Raw genomic sequence first — 12,923 nt, forward strand, 5'->3', positions numbered from 1 at the left:
GGTGGCTCGAGCGGCGTGCCCAAAACCCGATCCCATCTCGAACTCGGCCGTTAAACACGCCAGCGCCCATGGTACTGTGCCTCAAGGCACGGGAGAGTCGGTCGCCGCCAGACCCGCACAACGCAAGTTCAAAGCCATTCCCTCTCACGACACCGATCCAAAAAGGCCGCCCATTCGGGCGGCCTTTTTGCGTTTGGCTCTGGCGTCAGTTCTCCTTTCGATCGAGCCCCTTCGCGACGGTGCGGACCAGCGCGTGAACGAGGGCAGGGGCCTGATCACGGCCGATCGGCCCGAGATTACCGATCTCGGCGAGAAACAATGTGCCGTGCACGCTCGACCACAGTGATCGTGCGAGCAAGGATGCCTCCTGTGCCTCGATCGAGGCCGTCTCACGGAGGATCTTTTCGAGGACCGCGAACAGGCTCGCGATGCTGTCCGTGATCGCGGTCGGCGCGGGAAGGGTGCGTGGCTCGAACAATGCCGCCCAGATGGTCCGGTGAGCATCGGCGAAGGCGATATAGGCATCCGCGAGCCGGAGCAGGCGCGGCTCCAGGCCGTCGGCCGGATGTGTCTCAAGCGCCTGAACGAGATGCGTACGCAGCATCTCCACTGTGATCGCGTTCGCTTCGAGCCTGAGAGCCTCCAAACTGTCGAAGGCGGTGTAGACGGAGCCGACCGCCGTCCCCGCCCGCTCCGCGACGCCGCGAGCGGTCAGTGCCGCCGATCCGCCGTCTCGAAGGATGGCGAAGGCGGCGTCGATCAGCGCCTGGCGATCTGCATTCCTGTCGGCCTGCGCCTTGCGCGGACGACCCTTACCATTTTTTTGAGCGACGTTCATTTTCGCACTTGCGACTCACAGGCAGAGACTTCTACGAATTAAATGAACATCGTTCAAGGCGACGGACCCATGTGTCCTCGCTCAGGAGTCGGCCCATGTTCGACAGCCTCACCCAGTTTCTGATGCTTATCCTCCTGCTGGTCGCGTTGAAGCGTCTCGGCAGGATCGAGCGCCAAGTGAATGCCCTTGGCCGAGGTGTCGCCAGCGAGGCTGCGCCGACGACAGAGGCTGTCACTCCGGAAAGCTTTCCGACTCCACAGCCGCAGGTCGTAACAGCTCCTCTTCCGCCGATCCGCGAACCTTCGGTGCCCGAGCCCGAGGCGGCTCCCGCCGAACCGCTGTCCGTCCCCGCTCTCCCGCCGACCGGTCATGCCCGCATCGATTTCGAATTGCGGTTCGGCCGCCGCTGGGCCGCCTTGCTGGGCGGCGGGATCGTTGCCTTCGGCCTCGCGCTCTTGGTGCGCCACTCGATCCAGCAAGGCTACTTCCCGCCTTCGGTTCGCTTGGCCGGTGCGGCGCTGCTCGCCCTCATTTTCTGCGCGGGCGCGGAGTTCTTCCGGCGGCGTAGGACCTTCGAATTGCCTGCCGATGCGGGCGCCTTCCGCCGGATCGCGGATATCCCCTCGGTACTTTTAGGGACGGGACTGAGCGGCCTGTTCGCCGTGGCCTACGCCGCCCATGCCGTCTACGGCTTTCTCTCCTCGCCCACGGCCTTCGCCGTCATGGCCCTCACGGCTCTGGCAGGAATCGGCGTGTCGCTGATCTACGGTCCCGCCCTGGCAGTGATCGGCTATCTCGCGGCCTTGGCCGTACCGTTCCTGATCGTGGGAGACGGTCTTTTCACGGGCGCCGCCTATGTCGCCCTCGTCGGCGTCGCTGGCTATGCCGCGGCGTGGCGCGGCGGCTGGAAGCGGCTCGAGAACCTTGCTGGTCTGATCCTACTGGGGTGGGCGGGCCTGCTCTGGCCCGCAACGCTCCTTCCCCTCGCGCTCGTGGCGCTGCCCGGCGCGGCCCTGGCGATCGCCATCACGGCGATACGCCTTCGCCCCCGCGAGGCCTGGGCGAGCGAGCGGGTGAGTGGGCAGGCGTGCCTCGCCCTGGCGATCGCAGGAGGGCAGGGGCTGCTGCTGGCGACTCATGTCGTGCGAACCCCGAGCGTCTACGTGTTTCAGCCGGTGGCGACCGCCCTCGGCATCACGATCCTGCTCGCCTGCCTCGCTATCGCGGCGACGATGACGCGAACGCGCCTTGTGGCGCCGCTCGTCGCCACCCTCATCGCCGGGCTGGTGGCGGTTCTGTGCGGCCTGTCTGTTCGGCTAGATACGCTCACGCCTGTCGTGATCGGCCTTTCGCCGGATCGGGTCGGCTGGATCGTTGCGATCCTTTCGGTGGCCATTCTCGCCATCGTGGCTCTGGCGATGTGGCGTTCGAGACGCGTCGCGACCACCGCCTTCGTCGGCGCTGTCTCTGCCGCGATCCTCCTTCCCGCAGCCGATCTCCTGCTTCATCAGGCCGGCGGGCTCGACGGAGCCTTTCTCGCCGGGCTCGCCTGCGCGCAGGGAATCGGGCTCCTTGCGATCGCCCGGCCCCGGCTGGGCACGATCCCCGGGTATCGCGCCTTCGCCTCGTCGATCGTCGCCTCTCTCGGGCTCGGCCTTCTCGGCTTCGCGCTGGTCGTGTCCGGCCTGGGCGGCGGTTCCCTGGTCACGCTGGTGTTGGCCCTCGTCGCGGCGGGGGCGGGCGCCCTGGCGATCATCTGGCGCATGCCGCTCTTCGCCTCGGTGGCGGGGCTCGCCGCGGTGCCGGTGATCGTCCACGCGGGGCTGAACGCCGTACGGACGCTCGGGATGGCCCATCATCAGGGCGGCACGGCTCTGTGGCCGATCCTGCAGGACACGCTGCTGCCGGGGCTCGTGCTTCTCTGCACGGTAGCGCTGCTGAACCGGTGGCCCGGACCGGCGGCGATACGCAGGGCCGACCGGCGATGGCTCTTGGTCCTGAAAGCGGATGTCGCCGCCGCCGGAACGGGCCTGCCGGTGAGCCTCATCCTGACGGCCCTCGCGGCGGGCGGGCTGTTGCTTGGCGCCGCCGTGGCGACGGTGCGCTTCGTGACCTTCGGCGATGCCTATGCGCCCCTCTCGGCGCCGGGGGATATCGGCCTCCTCTCCCTCTTCCTTTTGTCCGGAGCCGCAGCCTCGCTGCGCCTGCACCGTGCCTCCGGGATGGCGGGCTTCTCGGTTCTCACTGCCAGCCTCTCGCGCTTTGCGGTGGCGGCCTGCGCCGGGGCGATCCTCGCCAATCCCTTCGTGACAGAGGATCCGGTCGGCCTGATACCGGGGCTGAACCTGCTCGTGCTGGCCTATCTCCTCCCGGCCCTCGCCGCATGGCGCCTCGCCCGTGAGGCGGCCTCCATGCCGCCCGAAACCGTGGATTCGCGCCTGCGCGGCAGGGCGGGCGGTATGGCTGTGGCGGGACTCCTCGCCTACGCGACTTGCGCGGTCTCGCAGGCCTTCCAGGGTCCGGTGCTCTCGCTCGACGGGATCACGGAGACCGAGCTGTGGACGCACACCCTCGTCTGGCTGGTGCTCGGCACGGCGATCCTCGGCTACGGCCTACGGACGGGCGCGCGGGTGGCGCGGCTGACGGCGCTCGGCATCGTCGCGGCGGTCGCAGCGAAGGTGACCCTGCTCGATCTCGCGCATCTGACCGGCGCGGCCCGCGCCCTGTCGGTCATCGCGCTCGGGCTCGTCCTGCTCGGGATCGGCATGGTCTACCAGCGGCTCGCGGCCCGGGACGCACGGGCTTGACGGGTCAGGACTTCGCCACGTCGAGACCCATCTGCCAGAAATCCGCTTCGAGGCGGGAGGCGGCGGCGAAGGTCGCGACGAGGTCCGGGAACCGGGCTTCGGTGAGCGTCCGCGCGGCGAGGTCGTCCAGATGCGCCCGGGCGCGGCCCGCCACCCCCTGGTAACCGTCGCCCGCATAGTCGGCGATCCACTCGCGGTAGGGGTGATCGCCGAGCGCCTCGGGGCCCTGCGGCGCGAGAGCCTTGCCGATCACGGCATAGCCCACGACGCAGGGGGCGAGCGCGACGTGCAGGTCGAGCAGGTCGCCCGCCGCGCCCTGGTCCAGCACGAAGCGGGTATAGGCCACCGTCGCGGGATGCTCGCGCGTGGCGGCGAGGGCCTCGACCCCGATCCCCCAGCGGGCGCAGAGGCGGACATGGAGTTCCGTCTCGTCCAGGATGGCCGCGAGGCCCGCCTGCGCGGCGCGGATGTCTCCCGGCGTCCGGCTCTTGTAGGCGGCGAGCGCATAGGCTCGCGCGAACTGGATCAGAAACAGATAGTCCTGCACGAGGTAAGCGCGGAAGGCCGCCTCGGGCAGCGTCCCGTCGCCGAGTTGGCGCACGAAGGGATGGTCGACGTAGCGCGTCCAATCCTCGGCGGCGGATGACTGCAAGCGTTCGAAGACATCCATTGTCGTCGCTTCCCTGTCCTCAGGCGGTCGTCGCGCCGAGGAGGCGCGATACGGTTGCCGCGCCCTTGCGGACGCGCTCGCCGATGTCCTTCAGCTTCTCGTCCGAGAGCCGGTGCGTCGGGCCCGAGACCGAGATCCCGGCGATGGCTTCACCGTGGAAGTTGAGGATCGGGGCAGCGACGCAGCGCATCCCGATCGTCCGTTCCTCGTCGTCGATGGCATAGCCTCGGCGGCGGGTGGCCTCGATATCATCGCGCAAAAGCTCCAGCGAGCCGATGGTCTTGTCCGTGAATCGCGCGAAGGTCTGACTCCGGAACAGGCGTTCGGTCCGGGCCGGCTCGTAGGTGGCGAGCAGCGCCTTGCCGATGCCGGAAGCATGGAGCGGCGAAAGTGAGCCCGGCGGGAAGAATGCGCGGATCGTCTCGTGCGTCTCGACCTGGCTGACGAAGAGAACGCTTCCCTCCTTCTCGACGCCGAGATTGGAGGTTTCGCCCGTCTCCTGCATCAGCGTCCACATCATCGGGCGGCTGCGCTCGACCACGTTGTGCCGGCGCAGGAAGGCCGAACCGAGCCGGTAGGCTTCCGCGCCCACATGCCATTCCTGCTTGTCGGCGCTGATCTCGACGAAGGCCCGCCGTTCCAGGGTCGCGAGCACCCGGTGCATCGTCGCGACCGATTGCCCGAGTTTGCCCGCGAGTTCCGACAAAGTGAGGCCGTCGCCTTCCGCCAGCACGTCGAGCACATCGAGTGCGCGGTCGAGGGCTTGGATCGTCCCCGTGGGCTTGGCACCACCGAACCCCTTCGGGCGGCCGCGCCGCCGGTTCCCCGAATCCATCGCGCCCTCGCCTTCGCCGCCGCCCCATCAGCGGGGTTAGAGTGAAAAAATTTTTCGTTCAACGGAAAAAGCTAACCGACTGACCGGCAGCGCTTTTCTTCTTTTGCGCCTATAATGAAAAACTTTTTCAAAAAAATATCAATACGGAGAAAGCGGTGCTATCCTTCCGGGTATTGGAGGAGGACGCCCGCCGATGTTCGCACAGAATCCCGTTTTCATTCCCGGACCGACCAATATGCCGGAAGTGCTTCGGCGGGCGGCAGACATGCCGACCCTCGATCACCGGTCGCCGTACTTCGCTCAGATCCTTCATCCGGCACTCGCCGGTGTGAAGAAGGTGCTGAAGAGCGAGACTGCCGAGGTCTTTATCTTTCCTTCGACTGCGACGGGTGGTTGGGAGACGGCTCTGTCCAACACGCTCAGCGTGGGTGATGCCGTCCTGGCCTCGCGCTATGGCATGTTCAGCCATCGCTGGATCGACATGGCCCGCCGCCACGGGCTCGATGTCCGCGTGATCGAGGCTCCCTGGGGCGAGGGCCTTCCGGCGGATCGCTTCGCCGAGGCTCTGGCGGCGGACAAGGCGCACCGCATCAAGGCGGTGCTGGTCACCCACAACGAGACCGCGACCGGCGTGAAGTCCGACGTCGCCGCGGTGCGCCGTGCGCTGGACGCGACGGGCCATCCCGCGCTGTTGCTCGTGGATGGCGTCAGCTCGATCGCTTCCATGGATTTCCGCATGGACGAATGGGGCGTCGATGTCGCCGTCACCGGCTCGCAGAAGGGCTTCATGCTGCCGGCGGGCCTCGCCATCACCGCCTTCTCGCCGAAGGCCCTGGACGCCACGGCGACCGCCACACTGCCACGCACCTATTTCGACATCCGCGACATGGCGAAGGGCTATCCGAACGGCGCCTATCCCTACACGCCGTCGGTCGGCTTGCTGAACGGCCTCAAGCTCTCGACGGAGCTGCTTCTGGCCGAAGGGCTCGAGGCCGTCTTCGCCCGGCATCGCCGCATCGCGGACGGCATCCGCGCCGCGATCTCGGCCTGGGGCCTTGAACTCTGCGCCGCGCGGCCCGAGCTGTACTCGGACACGGTGAGCGCGATCCGTACGCCGGAAGGCTTCGATGCCACGCAGATCGTCACCCATGCCGCGCGGCAATACGATGTCGCCTTCGGCGTCGGGCTCGGCGAGGTCGCGGGCAAGGTGTTCCGCATCGGCCATCTGGGCAGCCTCACGGATGTGATGGCCCTGTCGGGGATCGCGGCGGCGGAGATGGCCATGGCCGATTGCGGCCTGCGCATCGAATTGGGATCCGGCGTCGCGGCGGCTCAGGCCGTCTATCGCGGCGCGGCGGCGACCAGCCTGCGCGCGGCCGCCTGAGGGAGGGGAGCCATGATCACACCCACCCTGGAAGACGTGCTCGCCGCGCATGAGCGCATCCGGCCGCACATTCATCAGACCCCGGTGCTGACCTCCCGGATCATCGACGAGGCGGCGGGCGCGCAGCTGTTCTTCAAGTGTGAGAACCTGCAGAAGGCCGGGGCCTTCAAGGCGCGGGGCGCCTCGAACGCGGTGTTCAGCCTCACCGAGGCGCAGGCGGCGCGGGGTGTGGCGACCCACTCCTCCGGCAACCACGGCACCTGCCTGTCCTACGCGGCGAGCCGTCGGGGTATTCCGTGCACGGTGGTGATGCCGCGCACGGCCCCCCAGGCCAAGAAGGATGCCGTGCGTGGCTATGGCGGACAGGTGGTGGAATGCGAGCCGTCCACCTCCTCCCGCGAGGCGGTGTTCGCGGAGGTGGTCGCCGAGACCGGTGCCGAGTTCGTGCACCCCTACAACGATCCCCGTGTCATCGCAGGTCAGGCGACCTGCGCTCGCGAGCTGATCGAACAGGTCGAGGATCTCGACGCGGTGATCGCCCCGATCGGCGGCGGCGGCATGGTGTCGGGCACCTGCCTCACGCTCGCCGGGCTTGCCCCGCACATCGCGGTCTATGCTGCGGAGCCCGAACAGGCGGACGACGCCCACCGTAGCCTGAAGGCCGGGCACATCATCGCCGACGACGCGCCGGTGACCGTGGCGGACGGCTTGAAGGTGCCGCTGAAGGACCTGACGTGGCACTTCGTTCGCCACCATGTCGAGGATATCCTGACGGTCTCGGAGGCCGAGATCGTCACGGCGATGCAGTTGATCTGGAAGCGGCTGAAGATCGTCATGGAGCCATCGAGCGCCGTGGCGCTGGCGGCCGTCCTCAGGAACCGCCCCATCTTCGAAGGCAAGCGGGTGGGCGTGATCATCACGGGCGGCAATGTCGATCTCGACAAGCTGCCTTGGCAATAGGGGAGAGAGACCGATGAACGCACATACTCCGATCACCGATCTGGAAGTCGGCTTCGACGTCCCCGCCCTGCCGGGCATGCGCGAGGACGAGATCCAGACGCCCTGCCTGATCCTCGATCTCGACGCTTTGGAAGCCAACATCCGCAAGATGGGCGATTACGCCAAGGCGCACGGGATGCGCCACCGCGCCCACGGCAAGATGCACAAGTCGGTCGATGTCCTGAAGCTCCAGCAGGAGCTCGGTGGCGCCTGCGGCGTCTGCTGCCAGAAGGTCTCGGAGGCGGAGGTCTTCGCCCGCGCCGGGATCAAGGACATCCTCGTCTCGAACCAAGTGCGCGACCCGGCCAAGATCGACCGTCTGGCCAAGCTGCCGCGCCTCGGCGCCCGCATCATCGTCTGCCTCGACGACGTGGCGAACGTTGCCGACCTCTCGGCGGCGGCGGTCAAGCACGGCACGCAGCTCGATTGCTTCGTGGAGATCGATTGCGGCGCCGGGCGCTGCGGCGTGAAGACCGCGCCCGACGTGGTGGCCATCGCCAAGGCGGTCGATGCCGCGCCGAACCTGCGCTTTGCCGGCATCCAGGCCTATCAGGGCGCCATGCAGCATATCGATGGGTTCGAGGAGCGGCGCGCCAAGCTCGATGCGGCGATCGCCCAGGTCCGCGATGCGGTCGAGGCACTGAAGCGCGAGGGGCTGGAGCCGGAACTCGTCAGCGGCGGCGGCACCGGCAGCTACTACTTCGAAAGCGAGTCGGGGCTCTACAACGAGCTGCAATGCGGCAGCTACGCCTTCATGGATGCCGATTACGGCCGCATCCTCGATCGCGAAGGCCACCGCATCGATGCGGGCGAGTGGAAGAACGCCCTGTTCATCCTCACGAGCGTCATGAGCCACGCCAAGGCCGATAAGGCGATCTGCGACGCGGGTCTCAAGGCCCAGTCGGTCGATTCCGGCCTGCCCTTCATCTTCGGCCGCAACGACGTGAAGTACATCAAGTGCTCCGACGAGCACGGGGTGATCGACGATCCGGAGGGCAAGCTGAAGGTCAACGACAAGTTGCGCCTCGTGCCCGGCCATTGCGACCCGACCTGCAACGTCCACGATTGGTATGTCGGCGTGCGCAACGGCGTGGTCGAGACGCTGTGGCCGGTCTCGGCGCGCGGCAAGGCGTATTGAGGTCACCATGATCATCGTCCCTGAAAACCGGATCGACGGCCTCCTCACGGAAGCGGATTGCTTCACGGCAGTGGAGAAGGTCTTCGCCTCCATGGCGCGGCGCACGGCGGGGAACTTCCCCGTGGTGCGCGAGGCCATCGGCCATGCCGATGCGCTCTACGGCTTCAAGTCCGGATTCGACCGGGAAAGCCTCGCCCTCGGCCTCAAGGCCGGTGGCTTCTGGCCCGGCAATGCTGCCAAGGGCCTGACCAACCACCAATCGACGGTGTTCCTGTTTGATGCCGATACCGGCCGCTGCCGGGCCGTGGTGGGAGGCAACCTCCTCACCGCGCTCCGCACGGCGGCGGCCTCGGCCATCTCGATCAAGCATCTCGCCCGCAAGGACGCGCGGGTGCTCGGCATGATCGGCGCGGGCCACCAATCGGCGTTCCAGCTCCGCGCCGCGCTGGCGCAGCGCCCGTTCGAGCGGGTGCTGGCCTGGAATCTCCACCCCGGCATGTTCGGGCGCATGGAGGCGGTGGCGCGCGAGCATGGCGTGCCGTTCGAAGCGGCGGAGCTCGACCGTCTCGGAGCCGAGGCGGACGTGATCGTGACGATCACCTCGTCCTTCGCGCCGATCCTGAAGGCGTCCCACGTCAAGCCGGGTACGCATATCGCGTGCATGGGCACCGACACGAAGGGCAAGCAGGAGGTCGAGGCCGAACTGCTCGCCGCCGCAACGGTCTTCACCGACGAGGTCGCGCAATCGGTGAGCATCGGCGAGGCGCAACATGCCATCGGCCGGGGGCTCCTCACCGAGGGCGCCATCGTGGAGATCGGCGCAGTGATCAACGGCGACCATCCCGGCCGGACGTCGGACGAGGAGATCACCCTGTTCGACGGCACCGGCGTCGGCCTTCAAGACCTCGCCGTGGCCTCGGCCGCCGTCGATCTGGCAGTGGCCAAGGGGTTGGCGGTCGAGGTGGAGTTCTAGGGTCGTACGAGAAGCGCGCATCCCCTCTTCCCGCAGGCGGGAAGAGGGGATGCCGCGTTTTCAGGCGCCGTCAGGACGCTTCGCCCCGCACCAAGGCCGCTGCCAGGGCATTGTGCCGGGCCGCGAGAGCTCCGGTATCGAGGGTGGTCAACCGCCCCTCGCGCACCACGACCTTGCCGTCGATGATGCTCCACGACACCTTCTGCGGCGCGCAGAAGGTGAGGGCGGCAACGGGATCGTGCAGCGCCCCCGCCATCTCCAGTCCCCGCAGATCGAAGGCGACGATGTCGGCCGCCATGCCCGGCGCCAGCGCGCCGATATCGTCGCGGTTCAGCACCTTCGCGCCGCCGAGCGTGGCGATCTCCAGCGCCTCCCGCGCCGTCATGGCGGCAGGGCCGAAGCCGACGCGGGCGAGCAGCATGGCCTGACGCGCTTCGCCGAGCATGTGCGAGCCGTCGTTTGAGGCCGAGCCATCCACACCGAGCCCGACGGACACGCCCTCGCAGCGCATCTGCCGGATGGGTGCGATCCCGGAGGCGAGCCGCATGTTCGAGCAGGGGCAATGGGCGACGCCCGTGCCCGTTCGGCCGAACAGGGCGATGCCGGCCGTATCGAGCTTCACGCAGTGGGCGTGCCAGACATCCGGCCCGGTCCAGCCGAGATCGGCGGCGTATTCCGCCGGGGTCATCCCGAACTTTTCGAGGCTGTAGCTGACGTCGTTGTCGTTCTCCGCGAGATGTGTGTGGAGCGAAACGCCGTGCTGGCGCGCCAGCAAAGCCGCATCGCGCATCAGGCCCCGGCTCACCGAGAAGGGCGAGCAAGGCGCCACCACGATGCGGCGCATGGCGAAGCGGGAGGGGTCGTGCCACCGCTCGATCAGCCTCTGCGTCTCCTTGAGGATCGCTCCCTCGTTCTCGACCACCGAGTCCGGCGGCAGGCCGCCATCGCTCTCACCCACGCTCATCGCGCCGCGGGCGGCGTGGAAACGCATCCCGATCTCCTCGGCGCCCTCGATCGAATCATCGAGGCGGCACCCGTTCGGGTAGATGTAGAGGTGATCGCTCGATGTGGTGCAGCCTGAGAGGATCAGCTCCGCCATCGCGGTCTGCGTCGAGACGCGGACCATCTCGGGCGTGAGGCGTGCCCAGATCGGGTAGAGCGCCTTCAGCCAGCCGAACAGCTCGGCATCCTGCGCGGCGGGCACCGCGCGGGTGAGCGTCTGGTACATGTGGTGGTGGGTGTTCACGAGGCCCGGCATCACCGCGTGGCCGCGCATGTCGAGCACGGTGTCGGCCTGGGCCGGCACCTCGTCCGCGGGGCCGACGGCGACGATGCGGTTGTCCTCGACATAGACCGAGCCGCCGGGGATCTCCCGGCGTGTCGCATCCATCGTCACCAGGATGTCGGCGTTCTTCAGAAGCAGGGAGGTCATCGCATCACTCCGGGCGCGCCACGGAGCGGTGCCGCACGGGCCGCGCCGCTCCCCCACGGCCAGATGCTACCCCTCGGCAGCAGGAACGCCGTGACGGGCGCGCCATTCCGGGGCCGTCAGCTCCACGCATCATACGGCAGCTTCATCCGGCGACCTTGGCGAATTTTCGCAAAGTGCTTCCGAAATTCGCACATGGCATTCCTGGCCAGCCATGCAAGGTTTGAGAGCCAGCCAAGTAGGCGGCGCATGACCCTGGGGCGAGAGCCGAGGGCCACTCCTTTCCGCTCAAGGCGAGGAACGGGCTGCACGGCTCCCCAAGCGACCAACCCCAACCCCCCGCCCCAAGGCGGCACGGACCCGGAAGAGGCCCGGCCGAAGACGGCGGATCCCTGACGACACCATCACGGGACGACGCCTCGACAGGTCCCGGCTGGCGGAGGACACGCTCATGACAGCGCAGGACAGAACGCCCCGCGAGGTGGACGCGGTCGACGCGATCCCACCCCTTCCGAAGCTGCTCGCCTACGGCATGCAGCATGTGCTCGTGATGAGCGCCGGCGCGGTGGCGCCCCCGCTGATCCTCGGCGCGGCGATGAACCTGCCCGCCGAGACCGTCGCCTACCTGATCAATTGCGATCTGCTCGTGACGGGCATCGCGATCCTCATCCAGTCCCTCGGCTTCGGAATGTTCGGCGTCCGGCTGCCGGTCATCATGGGCGTCAGCTTCGCGGCGGTCGGCCCGATGGTGGCGATGGCGCAGGACCCGACGATCGGCCTGCCCGGCATCTTCGGCGCGACCATCGGCGCGGGCCTCTTCGGTCTGCTGCTGCGTCCGTTCTTCTCGAAGCTCGCGAACTTCTTCCCGCCCCTCGTCACCGGCACGGTGATCCTGATCATCGGCGTCACGCTGCTGCCGGTCGGGATCAACTGGGCGGGCGGCGGCTTCGGCGCCCCGGATTTCGGCGCGCCGGTCCATCTCGGCGTCGCGGCCTTCGTGCTGGCGGTGATCCTCGTGGTCAGCCGCTTCGCCACCGGGTTCCTCGCCAACGTCGCGGTGCTGATCGGCCTCGTCGCAGGCCTGTGCATCGCCTGGCCGCTCGGCCTGTTCCGTCTCGACGGGCTCGCCGACCGTCCGCTCCTCGCCCTCGTCACCCCGTTCCATTTCGGCTGGCCGACCTTCCACCTCACGGCGGTGGCGGCCATGTGCATCGTGATGATGGTCACGCTGGTCGAGTCGACCGGCATGTTCCTCGCGGTCGGCGACATCGTCGGACGTCCGGTCGACAAGCGTACCCTGACGCGCGGCCTGATGGCGGATTCGCTCTCCACCCTGATTGCGGGCTGCCTCAACACCTTCCCGCACACCTCGTTCTCCCAGAACGTGGGCCTCGTGAACATGACGCGGGTGCGCAGCCGTTACGTCACGGTCGCGGCGGGCTTCATCATCCTCGCCATCAGCCTGTTCCCGAAGGTCGCCTTCGTGGTCGCCTCAATCCCGCCCGCCGTGCTCGGCGGCGCCGGCATCGTCATCTTCGGAATGGTCGCGGCGGCGGGCCTCAAGATCGTCGGCGGCTCCGATCTGGGGGACAGGCGCAATCAGATCGTCGTGGCGGTGAGCATCGGCCTCAGCCTCATTCCGATGGCGGCGCCCAAGCTCTTCGCCGCCACCGCCCCCGAATGGGCCGGGCCGATCCTGCACAGCGGCATCACGCTGGGTGCCATCGGCGCCATCGTCCTGAACCTGCTCCTGAACTCCGACCGCCTCGGCGCCGGAGCCGAGCATCACGCGGCCGATCACGGCCACGCCTTCCCGCCCGAGGCGGCCCTGGACCGGGCCTGAGGGGACA

General features: G+C 68.0%; 10 protein-coding genes and 1 rRNA gene. 7 read left to right on the forward strand and 4 right to left on the reverse strand.

Annotated elements, in window-relative coordinates:
• Positions 1–113 (forward strand): 5S ribosomal RNA (gene rrf / locus J4O73_RS17670); the annotation flags it as partial.
• Positions 114–205: 92 nt separating this feature from the next.
• On the opposite strand, the gene J4O73_RS17675 is transcribed toward rrf, so the two are convergent.
• Entirely contained in the window at positions 206–838 is a 633-nt protein-coding gene (locus J4O73_RS17675; RefSeq protein WP_426219423.1) for a TetR/AcrR family transcriptional regulator, read from the reverse strand.
• Between the two features lie 95 nt (positions 839–933).
• Between J4O73_RS17675 and J4O73_RS17680 the strand changes: the two genes are divergently transcribed.
• A complete protein-coding gene (locus tag J4O73_RS17680) occupies positions 934–3,645 on the forward strand; it encodes a DUF2339 domain-containing protein (protein ID WP_426219425.1) in 2,712 nt (903 codons plus the stop codon).
• 4 nt (positions 3,646–3,649) lie between these two features.
• Here the strand turns inward: J4O73_RS17680 and J4O73_RS17685 are convergent, their stop codons facing one another.
• Positions 3,650–4,315: a TenA family protein gene (locus J4O73_RS17685; RefSeq protein ID WP_426219426.1), complete on the reverse strand. Its 666-nt coding sequence runs from the start codon at positions 4,313–4,315 to the stop codon at positions 3,650–3,652.
• Between the two features lie 19 nt (positions 4,316–4,334).
• On the reverse strand, positions 4,335–5,150 hold the full coding sequence (bhcR, locus tag J4O73_RS17690) for an HTH-type transcriptional regulator BhcR (RefSeq protein ID WP_426219427.1): 816 nt from the start codon (positions 5,148–5,150) through the stop codon (positions 4,335–4,337).
• Positions 5,151–5,343: 193 nt separating this feature from the next.
• On the opposite strand from bhcR, the gene bhcA reads away from it, so the two are divergent.
• Genes bhcA through bhcD form a run of 4 tightly spaced genes read left to right on the forward strand, consistent with a single transcriptional unit; the run spans position 5,344 to position 9,644 of the window.
• Positions 5,344–6,534: an L-aspartate--glyoxylate aminotransferase BhcA gene (bhcA, locus tag J4O73_RS17695; RefSeq protein ID WP_426219429.1), complete on the forward strand. Its 1,191-nt coding sequence runs from the start codon at positions 5,344–5,346 to the stop codon at positions 6,532–6,534.
• 12 nt (positions 6,535–6,546) lie between these two features.
• A complete protein-coding gene (gene bhcB / locus J4O73_RS17700) occupies positions 6,547–7,494 on the forward strand; it encodes a beta-hydroxyaspartate dehydratase BhcB (RefSeq protein WP_426219431.1) in 948 nt (315 codons plus the stop codon).
• Between the two features lie 13 nt (positions 7,495–7,507).
• Positions 7,508–8,671 (forward strand): 3-hydroxy-D-aspartate aldolase BhcC, encoded by a 1,164-nt coding sequence (bhcC, locus tag J4O73_RS17705; RefSeq protein ID WP_426219433.1) that lies wholly within the window; start codon positions 7,508–7,510, stop codon positions 8,669–8,671.
• 7 nt (positions 8,672–8,678) lie between these two features.
• Positions 8,679–9,644, forward strand: coding sequence for an iminosuccinate reductase BhcD (bhcD, locus tag J4O73_RS17710; protein ID WP_426219435.1), 966 nt, complete (start codon positions 8,679–8,681; stop codon positions 9,642–9,644).
• A 70-nt stretch (positions 9,645–9,714) separates the two neighbouring features.
• On the opposite strand, the gene J4O73_RS17715 is transcribed toward bhcD, so the two are convergent.
• Positions 9,715–11,076: an 8-oxoguanine deaminase gene (locus tag J4O73_RS17715; protein WP_426219437.1), complete on the reverse strand. Its 1,362-nt coding sequence runs from the start codon at positions 11,074–11,076 to the stop codon at positions 9,715–9,717.
• 448 nt (positions 11,077–11,524) lie between these two features.
• On the opposite strand from J4O73_RS17715, the gene J4O73_RS17720 reads away from it, so the two are divergent.
• Positions 11,525–12,916, forward strand: a complete 1,392-nt coding sequence (locus J4O73_RS17720) for a nucleobase:cation symporter-2 family protein (RefSeq protein WP_426219439.1) — start codon at positions 11,525–11,527, stop codon at positions 12,914–12,916.
• Positions 12,917–12,923 lie beyond the last annotated feature (7 nt).

The organism is Methylobacterium sp. NFXW15 (assembly GCF_049887755.1).
Taxonomy (GTDB): domain Bacteria; phylum Pseudomonadota; class Alphaproteobacteria; order Rhizobiales; family Beijerinckiaceae; genus Methylobacterium.

Coding starts and splice junctions, on each gene's coding strand:
- J4O73_RS17720 (WP_426219439.1), top strand. CDS start 11,525: ATGACAGCGCAGGACAGAACGCCCCGCGAGGTGGACGCGGTCGACGCG.
- J4O73_RS17675 (WP_426219423.1), bottom strand. CDS start 838: ATGAACGTCGCTCAAAAAAATGGTAAGGGTCGTCCGCGCAAGGCGCAG.
- bhcB (WP_426219431.1), top strand. CDS start 6,547: ATGATCACACCCACCCTGGAAGACGTGCTCGCCGCGCATGAGCGCATC.
- J4O73_RS17685 (WP_426219426.1), bottom strand. CDS start 4,315: ATGGATGTCTTCGAACGCTTGCAGTCATCCGCCGCCGAGGATTGGACG.
- bhcC (WP_426219433.1), top strand. CDS start 7,508: ATGAACGCACATACTCCGATCACCGATCTGGAAGTCGGCTTCGACGTC.
- J4O73_RS17715 (WP_426219437.1), bottom strand. CDS start 11,076: ATGACCTCCCTGCTTCTGAAGAACGCCGACATCCTGGTGACGATGGAT.
- bhcR (WP_426219427.1), bottom strand. CDS start 5,150: ATGGATTCGGGGAACCGGCGGCGCGGCCGCCCGAAGGGGTTCGGTGGT.
- bhcD (WP_426219435.1), top strand. CDS start 8,679: ATGATCATCGTCCCTGAAAACCGGATCGACGGCCTCCTCACGGAAGCG.
- J4O73_RS17680 (WP_426219425.1), top strand. CDS start 934: ATGTTCGACAGCCTCACCCAGTTTCTGATGCTTATCCTCCTGCTGGTC.
- bhcA (WP_426219429.1), top strand. CDS start 5,344: ATGTTCGCACAGAATCCCGTTTTCATTCCCGGACCGACCAATATGCCG.